Genomic DNA, 16,913 nt, shown 5'->3' on the forward strand with positions numbered 1-16,913 from the left:
TCCGCCACCGGCACACCCGCCTCCTGCTCGCGCAGGATCCCGATGATCTGCTCTTCCGTGAACCTTGATCGCTTCATCCGTCCGTCCCTTTCCTGGGGCGGACTCTAATTATTCCTGGAGGAGTTTCAGGGGGTCACGTCATGGGGCCTGCCCGATCATTTAAGCAGTCGCTTGTCCAGGCCGGGCGTCACCCTGTCGGGCCATCCAACATCGAAACGTTGCGGAAATTCGGAATCAGAAGCCCAAAGCTTCGACATCCGGTCGTCCGATCCCGAGCTCCGCTAACGCTACCTCCAGCGTCGCCCTGTCATCTCCCCCAAGCGAAAGCACCAAGGCCGCCAGGTAAGAAAGGACACAATGTCTAAGGTCCGGGAGCGCCTCATCCAGGATCGAGTAAGCGGCGACGAACAGGTTCACTACGCCCCCCTCACTCCCCGGCGAGAAGCCCGCAATGAACGTTTCCAGGTCGGCCAATGTGGGTGTCTCTGAGAAGAGAGCCGCTATGGCCTCAGGCGTCATCTGAAGCAGGGGGTCTTGGGCCCATGCGGCCATCTCGCTTAGGTTTGGGAGTCGTCCCGGAAAACCAAAATTGGTGACCATCCTCACGCCCCGCTGAGCCTGCTAACTCCACGGGCGTCCTCCATTTAAGGCGAGACGGCTACCTTAGATGGCCTCCAAACCTGTTAGACGATCTCCACTTTGCGCTCTTCGAGCGCTAGCTTCGCTATTAGCTCTGTGGTCACTTAGATTGTTGATTTCCCATATCAATCAAATCAAGGTTCGGACACTTCTCCGAACCCCTAAGCCGCCGATGACTTCCTTAGTTTTACGTCTGCTCTGAGATTTATGGGTTATCCCCCGGCGGGCGGGGGACAGTCGTAGCTGGTCGGAAATTTGGTATTCATGACGTCGACGGTGTCGATGTCGGTAGCGGAACGGACGCCCTTCTGGACATAGCTGAATGCGCCAGAGAGATCCCAAATTGGGTCCCACCTCTGGCCTTCAGATCGGCGGTATGCGGGGGCGACAGAGGACCAAGCTCGCACCAGGTGCTCAGGCACCGATAGCCCCGGCTGATTGGGCTTAAGCTGAAGGGCGCCGTCAGGGACGCCCACCAGCAGGTGGGCATGAAGCCCGTCGTTCAGGGTCTTCTCGTGAACCGTGTAGGTCGCCAGGAAGACCTTTCCATGACGTCGGTAAGCTGTGCCGAAGAACGCCTGATTAGTTTTGTGGATGGCCCAGGCAATTTCCCGGGTCAGGTCGGACGACCGCAGCTGGCGGCGGTCTGTCAGGGTCACCATGAATTTGGATCGGCAGTGCTGATCGATGAACTGGCCGACGACGGGGATCGAGCAGTTGAAGGTGTTGCGATCGCTTCCCACAGCCCACCGCCGATTGGCGACACCCGGTGTGGCGGTGGGGCCATTCTGAGGCCGCTGAGATTGTAGGTCGGACGTGATCATGGGGCCGGAGTGTGGGGTCTGGAGGCGGAGGCGCTCTTTTTATATAGTGCATCCGAAGCGTCGAATAAGAGGGATAAGAGTAATAACCTTCGAATTTTGAGTAAAAGCCGTGGGGGAGAATAAGGAACCGGTCGTCATGTGCGGTCGGACCCGATAGTCTGGACCGTCGGGTCAAACAAGACCCGCCTGTCTGTGAAATCCGGGACGACGTAATCTCTGATCTTGGTGTCTGATGGAAAACTACACAAAGATTGACGCCAGAAGACGCAGTAAAAGTGATTTCAGAAAGAAAACTATCCCAAAAATAGATCCATAACATATTGAATATATGGAGGAAAAAACGGTGCCCAATTGTTCGTAATGATGGGGTCAGGTGTTCGAGTCACCTAAGCGGCACCACCCTTCCTTCCGATCCGCAAATCCAGGCGTCCCCGGCGTCGGCGAATCACGTCAGGGATTTCCCACCCCCCCGCGACGGACTCGGCACATGGACGACCCTCGGCACATCCGGCTGATCTCCCGGCTGTCCATGGACTACGTGATCTCGATCTACAGCGCGGTCCTGCGCGGTGGGACCCACGATCCCCTGGACGCCCTGATCCTCTCGACCGTGGCGGTGGCCAATGTGGCCCACCTCAACGCCGACCCCGCCCTGGCGCTGCAATATGGCGGCATCGACCAGCCCGAACCCATGGAGATCAAGCGGCCCATCAGCCGCAACGCCGTGGCCCTGTCCCTCGGCCTCTCCTACGAGACCGCGCGGCGGCGCATCCAGAAACTGATCGACGCCGGATCGCTGATCGACACCGAGGACGGGCTGGTGGGCGCCAACGAGACCCGCAATCCGGAGATGGTCCTGGCCATGGCCAAGCAGAACGCCACCCTGCTCAGGCGTCTGGTGCGGCTGATGCGGGAGGCCGGGGTCGAGGTCTAGCCTCGGCGCACCAGGACGGCGCCCATCCAGGCGTCCTCGACCATGAGCTTGACGCCATTGCGCTCCAGGGCCTGGGCCAGGCGCTGCTGGGTGGTCCCGTGGGCGGGGCGGCCGTTCTCGAACTGGGAGATGGTGGTGAAGGCCACGCCCGACTTCTCGGCCAGGTCCTTGAGGCTCCAGTCGAGCAGGGCGCGGCCGGCGCGGCAGCATTCGGGGGTCAGCACGGCGCAGGTCTCCACGGCGAATTCCGGTGATTCTAGGCGATGAGCGTTAAAAATTCACCGCCGAACCCGCGGGCCTTGCGGCGCGGCGTCGCGCGCGGCTTGCCCCGCCTGGGCAAGAGGCCTAGTTCGGACCCCGACGCGGCGCCTGTCGCCTGCAGATCCCGAAGCGCCGCATGACCGACGAACCCCGCCCCCGCAAGATTCTCAGCCTCAAGAACCCGCCGACGCGGCCCCTGGGCCCGGAGCCGATTCGTCCCAAGGCGCCGCCGCCGCCTCCGCCGGTTCAGACCTTCGCCTGGAAGTGCAAGCCCTGCGGGGCGGGCTTCAATGTAGGGGAGGCGCTGGCCGACGACGTCGTGATCCGCTGCCCGTCCTGCAACGCCAAGATCGGCCTGGTGGGGGACTTCCGCGCCGACCCGCCGCCGGCCAAGCTGCGCGCCCGCCCGGTCAAGCCAGCCTAGGACGACAAAAGTCTAGAGGCTCGCGGCGACCTCGCTCATCACCGGCCCGATCTCGTCGTTGAGCAACAGGTCGGCCAGGTCGTCCAGCTCGGTGGGCTCCCGGTTGACGATGGCCAGGGCCGCGCCGTTGCGCTTGGCCACCTGGGGCAGGGCCGCGGCCGGATAGACCACCAGGGACGAGCCCAGCACCAGGAAGAGGTCGCTGTTGAGGCTTTCGCGCTCGGCGCGCTTCAGGACCTCGGGCTTGAGCTGCTGGCCGAAGGAGATGGTGGCGGTCTTCACGATCCCGCCGCAGGCCCGGCAGGCCGGCAGCTCGTCGGTCTCCACGAACCGCGCCCTCAGGTCCGCCAGTTCGTGGCGCAGGCCGCAGTCGAGGCAGGCGGCGTAGCTGGCGTTGCCGTGCAGCTCGATGACGCGGCTGGGCGGGATGCCGGAGTCCTGGTGCAGGTTGTCGACGTTCTGGGTGATGACGCTGGAGAGCTTGCCCTGCTCCATCAGCCGCACCAGGGCGTAGTGGCCCTCGTTGGGGGAGGCTCCGACCCAGCCGGCGCGGCCGGAGAAGGCCCGGGTCCAGGCTTCCCGGCGCTTCTCGGGATCGGCCACGAAGTCCTGGAAAAGGATCGGGGTCATTTTGCTCCAGACCCCGCCCGGCGAACGGAAGTCGGGGATGCCGGACTCCGTGGAGATGCCGGCCCCGGTGAAGGCCACGATGCGGCGGGCCTCGCCGATCAGGGCGGCCAGGTCCTGGCGCGGGCTAGTCGACATTGGCCTTGATGAAGGCGGCCGGATCGCTGGTGAAATCGTCGAACTCGGCCACGCAGCCCAGCCACTCCTCCTGCTGGGCGGCCACCACCTCGCGGGTGTCGGTGGCCGAGGCCCGTAGGCCATACCAGGCGTAGGGGTGGTTTTTCTTGTTGAGATAGGCCGGGCACAGGAAGGTCCGGCGGTTCCAGGCGTTGAGCTGCTCCAGGGTCACCAGGGGCTCGTCCCAGCCCAGCTGGTAGATCACCACCTCGCAGGCGGTCTTGGCCTTGTCGCAGCGAAAGAAATTGACCTCGAAGGTCAGTTTGCCGACCTTGCCCTTGATCCAGGGCTCGCCCTTGTCGTCGGCCTTCAGTTCCCCGCTGGCGCCGTTGGTCTGCAGGACCGAGAGCACGTCGGCGGGTTTGCGGGCGTCGAAGGCGAGGGCCGGCGTGGCCAGCAGCGCCAGCGCCATGGCGATCAGTACAGCGGTGTTTTTCATGGCCAGGTCCCCCTATCAAAGGTTAGGCGCGGCGGGGCGTCGCGCGCAAGTCGCCCGCCGGGCGCGGGTCCCGGTAACCTTCGCTGTTAATTAAATCGAGTGGGTTCCGTGGGATAAGGCGATCGAGGTTGAGCAGGCCTCGTCGGCAGCGCGCCCAAAATGGGCGCCGCGCGGCGAGTTTCGACCCTTCGAAGGCAAAGCTTGGGAGAATTCTAAGCATGGACCGCTCGCATATTCCCCAGCCCGGCGCGGAGCTGATCTCGATCCGTATCGGCGATCAGTCCTACGCCATCGACATCATGGCCGTCCGCGAGATCCGCGGCTGGACCGCGGCCACGCCCCTGCCCCACGCCCCGCCCCACGTCCTGGGGATGATGAACCTGCGCGGCGCCATCCTGCCGGTGATCGACCTGGGCTCGCGCCTGGGCCTGGGTCCGGCGGAGCCCAACGCCTCTTCCGTGGTGGTGGTGGCCCAGATCGGCGAGGCCCAGGTGGGCCTGGTCGTCGACGCGGTCTCCGACATCCTCACCGTGACCGAGGGCCTGATCCAGACCCCGCCGGACGTCGGCACCTTCGACTCCCTGCAGTACGTCAATGGGGTGATGACCACCGACACCGGCATCGTCAGCCTGCTGTCCCTGGACAACGTCCTGCCGGCCGAGCCCATCGTCCTGGCCGCCTAGCCCCGGACGCCCTGCCCGCTTTTTGCGCGCCGTCTGAAAAATTCTGCCTGCACAACGGGCAGAGTCTGCTGTAGCCAGGGTCCCAGCTTGGGGACTCGGGGGAGCGGGCATGACGGTTCGGACGCTGGCGCGGTTGGGCGCGCTGATCTTGGGTGTGGCCCTGGCCTCTCCGGCCCTGGCGCAGGGCGCCACGCCCTCCATCGATCACGGCGACACCGCCTGGGTGCTCAGCGCCACGGCGCTGGTTCTGTTCATGACCCTTCCGGGCCTGGCCCTCTTCTATGCCGGCCTGGTGCGCGGCAAGAACGTGCTCTCGGTGATGACCCACTGCGTGGCCATCGCCTGCCTGGCCTCGGTGCTATGGCTGCTGGCCGGCTACAGCCTGTCCTTTTCCGGAACCGCGCCCCTGATCGGCGACCTGGCCAAGTTCGGCCTGGTCTCGGTGGGCCGCGACGCGGTGGTGGGCAAGCTGCCGGAGAGCGTCTTCTTCGCCTTCCAGATGACCTTCGCCGTCATCACCCCGGCCCTGATCGTCGGCGCCTTCGTCGAGCGCATCAAGTTTTCCGCCGTCCTGCTGTTCTCCGGCCTCTGGCTGCTGGTGGTCTACGCCCCGGTCTGCCACTGGGTCTGGGGCGGCGGCTGGCTCGCGGGCCTGCACGTCATGGACTATGCCGGCGGCCTGGTGGTCCACGCCACGGCCGGGGTCTCGGCCCTGCTGATCGCCTGGCGGCTTGGCCCGCGCGACGGCTTCCCGCGCGATCTGTCCCCGCCGCACAATCCGGGCATGACCATGATGGGCGCCGGCATGTTGTGGGTCGGCTGGTACGGCTTCAACGCCGGCAGCGCGCTGGCCGCCGACGGGAACGCCGGAACCGCCCTGATCGCCACCCACCTCTCGGCCGCCACGGCGGGCCTGGTCTGGGCCGCCATCGAGTGGAAGCGGTTCGGACGCCCCAGCATGGTGGGCCTGGTCACCGGGGTCGTCGCCGGCCTCGCCACCGTCACCCCGGCCTCGGGCTTCGTCGGCCCCCTGGGGGGCGTGATCCTGGGCGCCGTCGGCTCGCTCGTCTGCTACCAGGCCGTGGACCTGGTGAAGCACCGCCTGAAGATCGACGACAGCCTCGACGTCTTCGCCGTCCACGGTGTGGGGGGCATCCTGGGGACCTTGCTGGTGGCGGTCCTGGCCAGCGCCGGTCTCGGCGGGGCGGGCTATGCGCCGGGCATGGCCATGGGGTCCCAGGCCCTGACCCAGCTGATCGGGGTGGCCGCGGTCTGCGCCTGGTCGGGGATCGCCACCCTGGTCCTGGTCTTCGTGGTGCGCCGCACGACGGGCCTGCGGGCCGGGGACGAGGCGGTGGACGAGGGGCTGGACATGTCCGCCCACGGGGAGCGGGCCTACAATCCCTGAAACCTCACGGGGCGGGTTTGGGGCCGAAGGCGGCCTCGAAGTCCGCCTCGGTGGCGTCCTCCACCTCGATCATCTTCACCCGCGCGGTCTCGCCCGAGGCGATGCGCAGGGCCGACTTGGGCCGTTTCAGGGTCTTGGCCAGCAGGACGAGCACGGCGGCGTTGGCCGCGCCCTCGGCGGGGACGGTGCTCACCCTGACCTTCAGATAGGCCCGGCCCTCGGGATCGGTGGCCCAGCCGTCCACCGCGTCACGGCCGCCCTTGGGCGTGACCCGGACGGGCAGGCGCATCAGCCCATCAGGGCGACGAGGGGCCCGAACGCCATGGGCAGCAGGTAGGACTTAATCCCCTGCAGGATCAGCAGGACGATGATCGGGCTGATATCCACTCCGCCGAGCGGCGGAATGATCCGCTGGAACGGCGCCAGGATCGGATGCGTCACCGCGTCCAGGAACTTGGCGATGTTGTAGACCACCTGGTTGCGCAGGTTGATCACGTCGAAGGCCACCAGCCACGAGATGATGGCGTTGGCGAAGATCGCGAAGATCAACAGGCCCAGGAGCGAATTGACGATGAAGTAGAGGAAGCTGCCCATGGGCCCCGTTTAAAGGGGCTCCTATGTCACTGGCAAGGCGCTGTGTCGCCATCGCGCATTTCTGCGGCTTGACACGAGGGGCCTGAAAACGCTTATTCCGCGCCTCCTGGGGCCGTAGCTCAGATGGTAGAGCGCCTCGTTCGCAATGAGGAGGTCAGCGGTTCGATTCCGCTCGGCTCCACCAGGAACCTTATCCCGTAAGGGATTGTGAAATTCAGGAGCGCCGGGCCAGCCTGGGCCGGGCTCTGGATAAGCACTGGATAAGCAGCACCGATAGGCGTCTCCGCTGCGCCCAGGTCGCCACGGGCCTAATAGGCCGTTGCCTCGACCGCCGAAAATAAGGTTGCGACGCATTTGCATAAATGACCTGACGCCCGTTCCGGTTCGAGATCTCGTGGGCCTGGTCCAATCGCGCGTTGAGGGGCGGAGGGGAGGCCACACGCGCGCGCCAGCTGGCGACCTCAACGCTGAGGCTGAGCGCCGCCGCCACCCAAGGTCGAGGGGTAGGGGGGGGGTCTAAAGTCTGCCGATCCCCGCCGCCGCCTACCGGCGTCCTTGTCATTCGGGGATTTTATTTTCTGACGATCGCAGATTCTGTGGTCGACGGCCCGGTGCGGGGCATGGCGGCGAGCTGGGAGGCCTGATCATTGCGAGGCCCGCCGCGAGCCTTAGTAACTCATTGAAGTCGTGCGGCTTTATCGAGTCCGCGGCAGGCTGTCTGTAGGCGTGGGCAGCGCGGCGGCCGGCCATCCTGTGTTGGCGGGTTTTATTTTCGGTGCGGTCGGAGCCCACCGGGGGGTAGGCAAAACTCTGGGGGCCCTCCGTACGGGACCGGCGTCCAAGTCACGCGCATCGTTTCACGAGTTCCCGAGAACTTTTTTGTTAGGACCGCCCGCGCGGGCGCGGCCTGGCCGGTCTATCCAGGGGGGAGGGGGGTCAAAAGTCTGGCGCCACCAGGTCCCGGACCGGTGTCCAATGCACTCTTTTTCGCCGCAGGTTTTTCCGCCAAACCATTTATTTGGCGGGAAACAGACTGGGGACCGGTGGGGACCTGGGGACTGCTCATCTAACTCGTTATAAAGATAGAGATTATTCTCCCCGGATACGGTCCCCAGTCAGGGAATTTCACTGGGGACCGCTGGGGACCGGGATTCTACCGGCTGCGGCGTGGTCCGCCCCGCCAGGTCGCGCCGCGTTTGGCCTAGATATCTGGCATTTTTCACCCACCCAAGGGCTGAATTCCCGCGCGAGTGCGGCCCCCTGGACCCTCTTAGCGATGGCGGATCCTCGCACGACGTGGGCGGCTTTCGCGGTCAAGAGGAGGCCTGAGGGACGGCGAGAGCTGGGCACGGAAAGGCCCGCCTGGGGTTTCCCGGCGGGCCTTTGGCCTGGCGAACGGGGTTCGTCAGTGGTGGTGGGAGATCTCGGCCAGGTGGTGGAGGTCGGCCGGGCGCTTCTGGCCTTGGGATCCTTTAGGCATCACCCGAACCGCTTGCCGCCAAGCGCCAGCTCAAGAGCATGAAGATCGACCCGGTGCCCGGCGTCGTCAAAGATGCGGACGGGAACGTTCCCTTTGTCCGTCATCTCCCGCCCAAATGCGGCGGCCTGCTTCGCGGTAAGGCCGGGCTGGGCGCCCTCCATCCCCTCGACTTCGTATGTGACCTTGTATGCCATCCCGAGAGGATATCTCGGAATCAGACGCGCTGCGATGCTTGTCAACGAGGCCGGATTTCAAACTGAGACACCACCCGCGTTTGGCCTAGATTTCGGGTATTTTTCACCCACCCAAGGGCTGAATTCTCGCGCGAGTGTGGCCCCCAGACCTTCTCAGCGAGGGCGGGCCCTCTCAAGACGCGAGCGGCGTCCGCGCGGTCAGGGCGGGCCTGAGGGACGGCGAGGGCCGGGCACGGAAAGGCCCGCCTGGGGTTTCCCGGCGGGCCTTTGGCCTGGCGAACGGCGTTCGTCAGTGGTGGTGGGAGATCTCGGCCAGGTGGTCGAGATCGGCTTGGAAGGACTGCACCTTCTCGGGCTGGTCGAAGCCGCCGCGGCCGTCAGCGTAGTGGGCGAGTAGGATCCTGAACTTGAGCGCCGCCTCGGCTGCTGTGGCGGGTCGGATCGCCAGGGCCAGCTCGGCAACGCAATTTGCGGCGCGCTGGGCGCGGTCGGCGGCGGCGTCCAGGCCGGGTACGCCGAACGAGGATTCGATCGCAGCGGCCTGCTCGTGCCATAGGTCATAGGCTGCGACGCGCGGCGAAGCGTCGGGACGCGGCCACGTGAGATTGCGGGCATTCTCATCCAGTCGGGCGCAGTCCTCCCTATCCAGCAGCACGCGGTTCGCCGCTATGCACTCAGAGGGATAGGGCGGAATCAGCCGAGAGGCCGCCGCGTCGGCCGCGTTGAGCCGCCCCCAGGCCTCGGCCGCATCGTCCTTGAGGGTCTCCCACTGCCCGGCGAGCTGGGCCAGGGAAAGGCCCGACTCGGCCGCGCCCTCGGGCGCGCCACAGGCTTGCGCTGGATTTGACGAATGCTGGTGAGGGGGTTCTTCGATCACGAGGCGGGCGGCGGCGTTCATCGTGGTGTCTCTTTCTGACGCGGTTTCATGTGCGGCCGGTGGCCGGTGGCCCTTCTCGGGCAAGGCCGGCGCCGTGGTGTTGGGGTCGTCCTTGGTCATGGTGTCAGGCTCCAAAGCGGCTGGTGTGGTAGCCGGCCGATGCGGCGCGAACGCCGGCATAGACTTGGCCGGAGAGGCTGCGGGCGATGGGGCTGCTGACCATCGAGGCGAACCGGATCTGGCGGGGGGCGGAGCCTTTGGCCCATGCCGGGGTGAGGCGCTCGGCCCGGCGCTTCATGAAGCGCCAGGCCCCAGCGAGGGCGTCTGAAAAGGAGCGGGGGTTCGGGCCCTTGGCCTCGGCCCTGTAGAGGCCCCAGGCCAGGTTCATCACGTCGCGGCGGGTTTGGCTGGTGGTCTTCATGGCTGCATCCCCTAAACGCATACAGATGTATGCGATATAGGATCGCTTTGCAATGAGATAGATACGCTTGTATCGTCTTTCCTGCGCTTTCACAGGAGCACGGAATGTCTGTCACCCCAGAGGCCTGCCGGGCAGGCCGGGCGATCCTCAAATGGTCGATGCGAGAGCTGGGCGAGCGGGCCGGCGTGGCGTGGACAACGATCAATCGGCTAGAAGCCGGAACGGACGCGCGCGACGCGACCGCCGCCAAAATTGTGGCGGCCTTCGCGGCTGAGGGTGTCGAGCTTGTCGCTGACGGCGCTCGAACCGGCGCCCTTCTACTCCACTCCCGCGACGCGGGGACCTCCGATGGCGTTTGAGGCCAGTTACGCCGAAGGGTGGGGCCCTCTAGTCGTGCAAGACGCGAGGCTCAGGGGCTGGTCTCCACCTAAGACAGGCGCTCCCATAGGCACCGTCGCAGTTGTGGAGTCTGTCTCGCGCCGCACTCTTGGTAGGGGCCTGTTCAAGAGCCCCGCCCTGGTGGTTCGCTTTCGCGAGACCTGGCCGTCTGGCGCCATCTATTCACGGGTGGAGACGTTGTATCGCCCCAATCGGGGGGGGCTCTGGGACCTTGAAGACCTCGCAACCTACCTTGAGGCCGCCAATGGCGGGGCCATTTCTGCGGAGCGCAAGGATGAGCTAGAATGCTCCGCGCTGGACGGCTTGGGGGAGGGCGAGCCCAATTTCAATTCCAAAGCCGTGACGCTGAGCGCTCCAGGTGGCCCCGTGCTTGATGCGCTGGCCTTCCTTCAGGCCCTTGATGCGGTAGAGATTTGGCGCGACGCCGATAGCTATGTCGTGCCGGACTGGGATCCGGGCCCCCGGCTGGCGATCACAGCGGCGGCGCTGCGCTCAATGCTCGATGCAGCCTATCTCGCAGGGCGCCGTGTGCGCGAGGCAGAGCTTCCTTCTGACATGGCCCGGAACCGCGCCGCTAAGACCGCTCAGAAGAGGTCGGAGGATGCTGAAGCCTGGTGGGTCGAGGGTGCGACTTGGGCGCAATCCCTTGTGGATTCATGGCCCGCCGGCCAACGCCTTAGCCTCAATAGCCTGGGCGCAGACATGTGGTTGAAATGGACCGCTCGGCCCTTCGCGCCATCTGGGCCCGCTCGCGTTGAGGCCGCTGATCTCAGCAGGCGCGTGCTGCCAAAGTGGAAGGCCGCCGGCTCTCTGAGGCTTCCGAAACAGTAGGTTCAGCGACGCTCAACCGGCCGCTTTAGGACGGCTCAACCGCGCGGCCCGGCGTCGTTAAGCTCGGCGAACCAGCCCCAGAAATCGTCTTCCCTGAAAACGCCAGCGCATCGCTGGCGCTACTGAGGGAATGCATGGCGATGGGTGAAACCCCGAAGCTCTTGAACGTCAACGAGGCTGCCGAACGGCTTGGCGTCTCCGTCTCCTACCTCAACAAGATGCGGCTGACCGGCGCGGGGCCGCCCTTCGTCAAGCTGGGGGCTCGGGTTTGTTATGATCAGCCTGACCTCAGCGCCTGGATCGAGGGTCAAAAGCGCCGGTCCACAGCCGGCCTTGGCGAGGCTTCGTCGTGAGCGGCCTCGTGGACTTCGGCCGCATAAACGACCGCGCGCTTGCGGTGGCCCTGGCCGTCGTGTCGGGGCTCCTTCCGGATGGCCGACAGGAGGGGGCCGAGTGGGTCGCCCGGAACCCCAACCGGCCGGACCGAAAGCCCGGCTCGTTCAAGGTCAATCTCACCACCGGCAAGTGGGGCGATTTCGCGACGGGAGATCGTGGCGGGGATCTGGTGAGCCTCGCGGCCTATGTTGCAGGCGGGTCGCAGCGAGACGCGGCGATCCGCCTAGCCGAGGTGCTGGGCATTGACCCTCTCCAGGGCGCGCGCTGATGCGCCGGGATCTCATGTTCACTGATGACCACCGGCACCTGATCCTCACCCCAGAAGTGCTGGCGGCGGCCAGAGGCCTCCTGAATTGGACGCGAGCCGATCTATCAAGGGCCTCCGGGATCGCAGTCAGCGCAATCCGGGACTTTGAGGATTTCGGGTTTGTCCTCGACGTGCGCCAGGTGGGCGGCCTTAGGGCTGCGTTGTCGCCGAAGCTTGTCTTCAGCGTCGCGGATGACTTTCCTGGCGTCGCCCGAAAGCCTCATGTCGGCCCAACGCGCGTGGAGGGAGCCGTTGTGTTCGGCGGCCTGGCTCGCCGGAGGCCCGCGCTTTGAGGTGGCGCGCAAAAAGCCCGAGCGTGGGTGAGCCGCTGCGCCGATTGCGCGTGAAGGTGCGGCCATGACGGGCGCCCCTGATGACCCGTATGAGCGCGTGCGGCAGGCCGCCGCCAAGGGCCAGATGAAACAACAGGGCTCGATGGCCAAGACTGGCGACCTGGTGTCGCCCGTGCCCACCGATGCGCCACCCCTTCCCGCCGACTGGCGCGAACTGGGCGCGCCCTCCGCGTCCTGGCCCTTCCTCGACGCCACCGGACGATTGTTGCGCTACACGCTCCGCTTTCCAGAGCCAGACGCGGCGAGGGGCGAGGGGGGCCGCCCGCGAACGGGCTGGACGGGCAAGACGATCCGGGCCGCCACCTTGCGCCGGGATGACAAGGGGCGGCTTCGGTGGGCCTTGAAAGCCGAGCCGGACGCGCGCCCGCTCTATGGGCTCGACCGGCTCGCCGCGAGATCCGGCGCACCGGTTCTTGTGACCGAAGGCGAGAAGGATGCGGACGGCGCTGCGGAGCGGTTCCCCGCCTTTGCGTGCGTCACCTGGCCGGGTGGTAGCAATGCCGTCCCGAAGGCCGACTTTGGCCCGCTCATGGGTCGCGACGTGATCGTCTGGGGTGACGCTGACGCGCCAGGCCGCAAGGCCGCCCAGGCTGCCGCCAAGGCCGCCACGGCGGCGGGTGCGACCACCGTCGCGATCGTTGAGCCTCCGGGGTTCTTCCCCGAGGGCTGGGGTTTGGCCGACGCCTGGCCGGAGGGCTTCGATCTCGCCACGGCTGCGGCGCTGATCGACGCGGCCAGGGCCGACGCGCAGCCGGGTGGGATCGAATGGCCCTGGGGCTTCCGCATGGACGCCGAAGGCCTTTGGTATGATCAGCCGACCCCAGGCGGCAACGTCGCGCCGACGCGCCTCTCAGCCGCATTCGAGGTGCTGGGCGAGGCCCGCGACCCTGACGGCGGCGGCTGGGCCGTGGTCCTGAGATTCCGCGACCGCGACGGCCGCGAGAAGACCATTCCAGTCTCGCGGTCCCGCCTGGCGAGCGGTGCGGCCGAGGTCCGGGCCGAGCTGGCCGACGCGGGCTTGATTGTCTCGCCGGCGCGCGGGAAGGCCGACAAATTCGCCATCGCCTTGGCCGAGGTGAAGAGCGCCCGCCGCATGACGCTTGTGACCGCCACCGGCTGGTGTGGCGAGCGCTTCGTTCTCCCGGCCCGCGTCGTCGGGCCGATCGGCGGCGAGCCGGTGCTATTCATGGGTGAGGCCCCGGCCCTGCACTATCGACAGGCCGGCACGTTGGACGGCTGGCGCGCCTCGGTGGCGGCGAAGGCCGAGGGCAATGCGCTCCTGTCCTTCGCTCTCTCCCTGGCCTTCCTGGGGCCGCTGATGAGGCCGCTCGACCTTGAAGGTGGCGGGGTCCATTTCCGCGGCGACTCATCATGCGGCAAGACCACGCTCGCCCAGGCGGCCGGCTCGGTGTGGGGCGGCGGCGGGCCGCTCGGCTTTGCACAGACCTGGCGCAGCACGGCCAACGCCTTGGAAATGGTCGCCTTCGGCCATAACGACGGCCTGGTGGTGTTTGACGAACTGGCCCTGGTGGCGCCTGAGGAGGCGGGCGGCGCGGCCTACAGCCTATCGTCTGGGCAGTCCAAGGCGCGCTCTAAGGCCGATGGCTCTCTCCGCCGCCGATCTGAGTGGCGCGTTGCCATCCTCTCCACCGGCGAGATCGGGCTGGCCGACCACATACGCGCCAGCAAGAAGGGCGACCGGCCTATGGCGGGGCAAGAGCTTCGCTTGCTGGATATAGCCGCCGACGCCGGGGCCCACATGGGCGTGTGGGAGGCGCTGAACGGCGCGGAAGGTCCGGCCGCGCTCTCCGATGCGATCAAGGCCGCCTGTGGCCAGGACTATGGCCATGCGGGCCCGGCTTTTCTTGAGCGCCTGATAGCCGACCGCCGCGCGGCCATGGATTCCGCGAAGAAGATCCTGGCCGGCTTCCTGACGTTGGCGGCGAGGGAGGGCGACTCCGGCCAGGCGCAGCGGGCGGCGGTGCGCTTCGGGGCCATCGCGGCGGCTGGCGAGCTGGCCAGCAGCTTCGGCGTCGTGCCCTGGGCGCCAGGCTGGGCGGCTGAGGCCGCGCTTTGCCTCTACCACCGCTGGGCGTCGGCCTTTGGTCGTGACACGCCCCGCGAAGAGCGGGACATCCTGCGGCGGCTCAAAGGAGTGATCGAAAGCGAGCGTTCCGCCTTCGCGCCTTTGGGGGACGATGACACCTCAGATGAGGCCGCGCCGACGGTCGGGGGGCGGGATGGTGAAGCGCGCGGGCTGATGACCTACGGCTATCGGCACGTTCGCGGCCAGGAAGTAAGGTGGCTGTTTCACGATGCCGGATGGGCGCACGTTTTCAGAGGCTTCAACCCCCAGGACGCCGCGCGGAAAGTATATGAGGCCGGCTTCCTCGACCGGGAATCAGAGCAGAGGCTCAAGAAGACTGTGAAAATCAAGGGCGAGAAGCACAAACTCTATTGCGTGCTTTCATCCATAACGGAAGCCGACCTTGGCGACTAACGATCCACTGTGGATGGCGATTCAGGCCGCCCGCGCAAGATGGTCGCCGGATGACGCCCAGCGGTCCCCGGCTGAAGCGCCCTGGGGACCGCTGGGCCAGCCCGCCGGGGACCGACAACCCCCTATAGCGCAAGGCGTTGCGGCTGCGGTCCCCAGGTCCCCAGTGGTCCCCACAGAAAAACAGTATATGCCGCATTGCGCGCCTGAAGAGGCGTCCGCCGATGCCTGGGGCGAGTGGGAAGAGCGCGCCGCGATCCGCGAATTCGACGGCGGAATGAGCCGTGCAGAGGCGGAGGCGGTGACCGCCGCCGACCTCGGCTCGTCGCCTTCCGGGCCCAAACGTGAGGCCTCCTAGGCCGCGAACACCGGCGATCATCTGGCCGAATATGCAGTTGAGAAGCAATTGCAATGATGGCCGAGAGAGGTTTTAGGGTCGGGCCCTGGCGAGCATCAACCCCGGATGCCGACCACGTTGGAGGGGCGCGGCTGTCCGCTCACGATGGCGGCGACATTCAGCCCCCAGGCCTTCAGAGCCGCTTCCCGTTCGGGCCGGTACTCATGGCGCTGGTAGACGCCAACGAGCCCGCTCTGGGTTCCTGAAATGTGATTGAGCACGCGCTCCACGACATGGGGCGGGAAGGCCAGCGCCGCCATTCCGGTGGCCGCTGTGCGGCGGAGATCATGAAGCCGCCAGGGTTCAGGGGCCTCGCCCTCCTGGTCTTCCACCACGATCTCGGCCGCCAGCTCGTCAAGCCGCCGCTTGGTGGCCGAGAAGCCCCGCACAGCGCCGCCGCCCCTGGCGGGGAAGACATGCGAGCCGGCCTTGGGGATTTTCTTGAGGATCGCGACCACCTGGGGGCTGAGGTCCACCTCATGGGCCTTGCCATTCTTGGTGCGCTCGGCCGGGATGCGCCACCGGCTGGCTCCTAGGTCGATCTCCGTCCAGGTCATTTCCGCGACTTCGGTGCGGCGTTGACCGGTCAGCATGAGGATCTGCACCACCGGGCCGAACGGGTAGCCCAGCCGCTCGCTCGCCCGCCAGATGGTGCGAAGCTCCGTGTCCGACAGAACCCGGTCTCGCGCCTTGGGTCGCGCTGGTGCGGTGAGCTTGTCGCAGGGCGAAACCGCGATGAGGTCACGCTCAATGCACCAGTCGAAGAGCGGGCGAAGGGCGGCGAAGGTCGCCCGCGACACGGCTGGGGACCGCTGGCCAATGGCCTCAAGTAGCTCGGCCACGTCTGAGCGCCGGATCTCCGAGACATGGCGTTCCCCCCAGGCCTTGAGGGGGCCCGGCGCGGCGTCGAGCTTTTTGCGATGCCCGCTGGGGCGCTTGCCGCTTTCCGCGGGCCCGAGGCCGAACCTCAGCAGGCGTTCCGTCTCGGCCCAGGTGCGGTTCTTCTTGGCCCGACGTTCAATGAATAGCTCGGCCACGGCGGCGAAGCTCTCCCGCTCTCGCCTGACAGACTCCCTGACCTGGGCGGCGTCGGCCTCCTGGGCGGCGAGCTTGGCCTGGCGCTCGGCTTCCCGTGCGGCTTCCCGCTCCGCGAACGGGTCGCGGCCGAGGTCAACGGGGGCGAGAAGCTTGCGGGCGGCGGCCCTGGCCTTGGTCACGTTCCACAGGTCGCCGTCATGCTTGCCTATGGTGATGCGTCGCGTCTTCGCCGGCTCGCCGGGCGAGGTCTTTGGTCGGTACTGGACAAGATAGATGCGAGCCCCGGCTGGGGTGACGCGGACCCCGAACCGGGGAAGCGCTGAGTCCCACGCATAGGTGTCGCCGTTGTCGGGCTCGATGGCCTCCACCAGTCCGTCTGTGAGCTTGAGGGTCGCCATCGCCGCTTATCCAGATCAGGGAACGTGCCGCATCTGGATAAGCGCTGGATAAGCAGTCGGTCAAGCGTTCCCTCGAATGGATGGGTTATCACTCGATTGCTTCGGATTGCACAAAGCCTTGTAATTAAACAGACTTGCAGAAATTCCGTCAAATCGTGGGCAAGCATGTGACACGCGAGAATGGCGTCGTTTCCTGTGAGGAGGTCAGCGGTTCGATTCCGCTCGGCTCCACCAGGAACCTTCCGACACCCTGAATCGGGGCCGGTGCGTCTTGCCGCCCGGCCGCGCGCCTGCCACAAACCGCGTCTACCGGCG

The 16,913-nt window shown here is 66.5% G+C and carries 21 protein-coding genes and 1 tRNA gene; 11 read left to right on the forward strand and 11 right to left on the reverse strand.

Going from position 1 to position 16,913, the window contains the following annotated elements; genetic code table 11:
- Positions 1 to 234: 234 nt before the first annotated feature.
- Entirely contained in the window at positions 235 to 474 is a 240-nt protein-coding gene (locus Q7T09_RS09420; RefSeq protein ID WP_304699349.1) for a hypothetical protein, read from the reverse strand.
- A gap of 377 nt (positions 475 to 851) precedes the next feature.
- The gene (locus tag Q7T09_RS09425; protein WP_304699350.1) at positions 852 to 1,382 is read right to left on the reverse strand and encodes a hypothetical protein; all 531 of its coding nucleotides are present in this window, start codon (positions 1,380 to 1,382) and stop codon (positions 852 to 854) included.
- A gap of 568 nt (positions 1,383 to 1,950) precedes the next feature.
- On the opposite strand from Q7T09_RS09425, the gene Q7T09_RS09430 reads away from it, so the two are divergent.
- Complete coding sequence (locus tag Q7T09_RS09430; protein WP_304699351.1) at positions 1,951 to 2,397, forward strand: hypothetical protein; 447 nt, start codon at positions 1,951 to 1,953, stop codon at positions 2,395 to 2,397.
- Here the strand turns inward: Q7T09_RS09430 and Q7T09_RS09435 are convergent.
- Positions 2,394 to 2,636 (reverse strand): helix-turn-helix transcriptional regulator, encoded by a 243-nt coding sequence (locus Q7T09_RS09435; RefSeq protein WP_304699352.1) that lies wholly within the window; start codon positions 2,634 to 2,636, stop codon positions 2,394 to 2,396. The two genes, Q7T09_RS09430 and Q7T09_RS09435, sit on opposite strands and share 4 nt — an antisense overlap.
- Before the next feature lie 158 nt (positions 2,637 to 2,794).
- On the opposite strand from Q7T09_RS09435, the gene Q7T09_RS09440 reads away from it, so the two are divergent.
- Positions 2,795 to 3,082: a hypothetical protein gene (locus tag Q7T09_RS09440; RefSeq protein WP_304699353.1), complete on the forward strand. Its 288-nt coding sequence runs from the start codon at positions 2,795 to 2,797 to the stop codon at positions 3,080 to 3,082.
- A 12-nt stretch (positions 3,083 to 3,094) separates the two neighbouring features.
- On the opposite strand, the gene Q7T09_RS09445 is transcribed toward Q7T09_RS09440, so the two are convergent.
- Both Q7T09_RS09445 and Q7T09_RS09450 read right to left on the reverse strand, forming a co-directional pair.
- Complete coding sequence (locus tag Q7T09_RS09445; RefSeq protein ID WP_304699354.1) at positions 3,095 to 3,847, reverse strand: Sir2 family NAD-dependent protein deacetylase; 753 nt, start codon at positions 3,845 to 3,847, stop codon at positions 3,095 to 3,097.
- Positions 3,837 to 4,325 carry a YbjN domain-containing protein gene (locus Q7T09_RS09450; protein WP_304699355.1) on the reverse strand — a complete coding sequence of 163 codons (489 nt, stop codon included), beginning with the start codon at positions 4,323 to 4,325 and terminating at the stop codon, positions 3,837 to 3,839. The genes Q7T09_RS09445 and Q7T09_RS09450 overlap by 11 nt, the downstream gene beginning before the upstream one ends.
- Before the next feature lie 218 nt (positions 4,326 to 4,543).
- On the opposite strand from Q7T09_RS09450, the gene Q7T09_RS09455 reads away from it, so the two are divergent.
- Both Q7T09_RS09455 and Q7T09_RS09460 read left to right on the forward strand, forming a co-directional pair.
- The gene (locus Q7T09_RS09455; protein ID WP_304699356.1) at positions 4,544 to 5,008 is read left to right on the forward strand and encodes a chemotaxis protein CheW; all 465 of its coding nucleotides are present in this window, start codon (positions 4,544 to 4,546) and stop codon (positions 5,006 to 5,008) included.
- A 109-nt stretch (positions 5,009 to 5,117) separates the two neighbouring features.
- Positions 5,118 to 6,416, forward strand: a complete 1,299-nt coding sequence (locus Q7T09_RS09460) for an ammonium transporter (RefSeq protein ID WP_304699357.1) — start codon at positions 5,118 to 5,120, stop codon at positions 6,414 to 6,416.
- A gap of 4 nt (positions 6,417 to 6,420) precedes the next feature.
- Here the strand turns inward: Q7T09_RS09460 and Q7T09_RS09465 are convergent, their stop codons facing one another.
- A complete protein-coding gene (locus Q7T09_RS09465; protein ID WP_304699358.1) occupies positions 6,421 to 6,705 on the reverse strand; it encodes a DUF167 family protein in 285 nt (94 codons plus the stop codon).
- Positions 6,705 to 7,010: a YggT family protein gene (locus Q7T09_RS09470; protein ID WP_304699359.1), complete on the reverse strand. Its 306-nt coding sequence runs from the start codon at positions 7,008 to 7,010 to the stop codon at positions 6,705 to 6,707. The genes Q7T09_RS09465 and Q7T09_RS09470 overlap by 1 nt, the downstream gene beginning before the upstream one ends.
- 108 nt (positions 7,011 to 7,118) lie before the next feature.
- On the opposite strand from Q7T09_RS09470, the gene Q7T09_RS09475 reads away from it, so the two are divergent.
- Positions 7,119 to 7,194, forward strand: a tRNA-Ala gene (locus tag Q7T09_RS09475).
- A gap of 1,295 nt (positions 7,195 to 8,489) precedes the next feature.
- Here the strand turns inward: Q7T09_RS09475 and Q7T09_RS09480 are convergent.
- The 3 genes from Q7T09_RS09480 to Q7T09_RS09490 form a co-directional block, all read right to left on the reverse strand.
- Complete coding sequence (locus tag Q7T09_RS09480; protein WP_304699360.1) at positions 8,490 to 8,684, reverse strand: hypothetical protein; 195 nt, start codon at positions 8,682 to 8,684, stop codon at positions 8,490 to 8,492.
- Positions 8,685 to 8,973: 289 nt separating this feature from the next.
- On the reverse strand, positions 8,974 to 9,681 hold the full coding sequence (locus tag Q7T09_RS09485) for a hypothetical protein (RefSeq protein WP_304699361.1): 708 nt from the start codon (positions 9,679 to 9,681) through the stop codon (positions 8,974 to 8,976).
- A gap of 4 nt (positions 9,682 to 9,685) precedes the next feature.
- Positions 9,686 to 9,982, reverse strand: a complete 297-nt coding sequence (locus Q7T09_RS09490; protein ID WP_304699362.1) for a hypothetical protein — start codon at positions 9,980 to 9,982, stop codon at positions 9,686 to 9,688.
- 104 nt (positions 9,983 to 10,086) lie between these two features.
- Here Q7T09_RS09490 and Q7T09_RS20480 point away from each other — a divergent pair, with 104 nt between their 5' ends.
- From Q7T09_RS20480 to Q7T09_RS09515, 6 genes are all read left to right on the forward strand, one after another.
- The gene (locus tag Q7T09_RS20480; protein WP_370689224.1) at positions 10,087 to 10,341 is read left to right on the forward strand and encodes a helix-turn-helix domain-containing protein; all 255 of its coding nucleotides are present in this window, start codon (positions 10,087 to 10,089) and stop codon (positions 10,339 to 10,341) included.
- A 160-nt stretch (positions 10,342 to 10,501) separates the two neighbouring features.
- On the forward strand, positions 10,502 to 11,212 hold the full coding sequence (locus tag Q7T09_RS09495) for a hypothetical protein (protein WP_304699363.1): 711 nt from the start codon (positions 10,502 to 10,504) through the stop codon (positions 11,210 to 11,212).
- A gap of 134 nt (positions 11,213 to 11,346) precedes the next feature.
- Complete coding sequence (locus Q7T09_RS09500; RefSeq protein WP_304699364.1) at positions 11,347 to 11,565, forward strand: AlpA family transcriptional regulator; 219 nt, start codon at positions 11,347 to 11,349, stop codon at positions 11,563 to 11,565.
- Entirely contained in the window at positions 11,562 to 11,876 is a 315-nt protein-coding gene (locus Q7T09_RS09505) for a hypothetical protein (protein WP_304699365.1), read from the forward strand. Before Q7T09_RS09500 ends, Q7T09_RS09505 begins: the two co-directional genes overlap by 4 nt.
- Positions 11,877 to 12,272: 396 nt before the next feature.
- Positions 12,273 to 14,768 carry a DUF927 domain-containing protein gene (locus tag Q7T09_RS09510; RefSeq protein ID WP_304699366.1) on the forward strand — a complete coding sequence of 832 codons (2,496 nt, stop codon included), beginning with the start codon at positions 12,273 to 12,275 and terminating at the stop codon, positions 14,766 to 14,768.
- Positions 14,769 to 14,955: 187 nt separating this feature from the next.
- Positions 14,956 to 15,123 carry a hypothetical protein gene (locus tag Q7T09_RS09515; protein ID WP_304699367.1) on the forward strand — a complete coding sequence of 56 codons (168 nt, stop codon included), beginning with the start codon at positions 14,956 to 14,958 and terminating at the stop codon, positions 15,121 to 15,123.
- Positions 15,124 to 15,218: 95 nt separating this feature from the next.
- Here the strand turns inward: Q7T09_RS09515 and Q7T09_RS09520 are convergent, their stop codons facing one another.
- Positions 15,219 to 16,598: a tyrosine-type recombinase/integrase gene (locus tag Q7T09_RS09520; protein WP_304699368.1), complete on the reverse strand. Its 1,380-nt coding sequence runs from the start codon at positions 16,596 to 16,598 to the stop codon at positions 15,219 to 15,221.
- Between the last annotated feature and the right edge of the window lie 315 nt (positions 16,599 to 16,913).

Source organism: Phenylobacterium sp., assembly GCF_030645195.1.
In the GTDB taxonomy this organism is placed as follows: domain Bacteria; phylum Pseudomonadota; class Alphaproteobacteria; order Caulobacterales; family Caulobacteraceae; genus Phenylobacterium.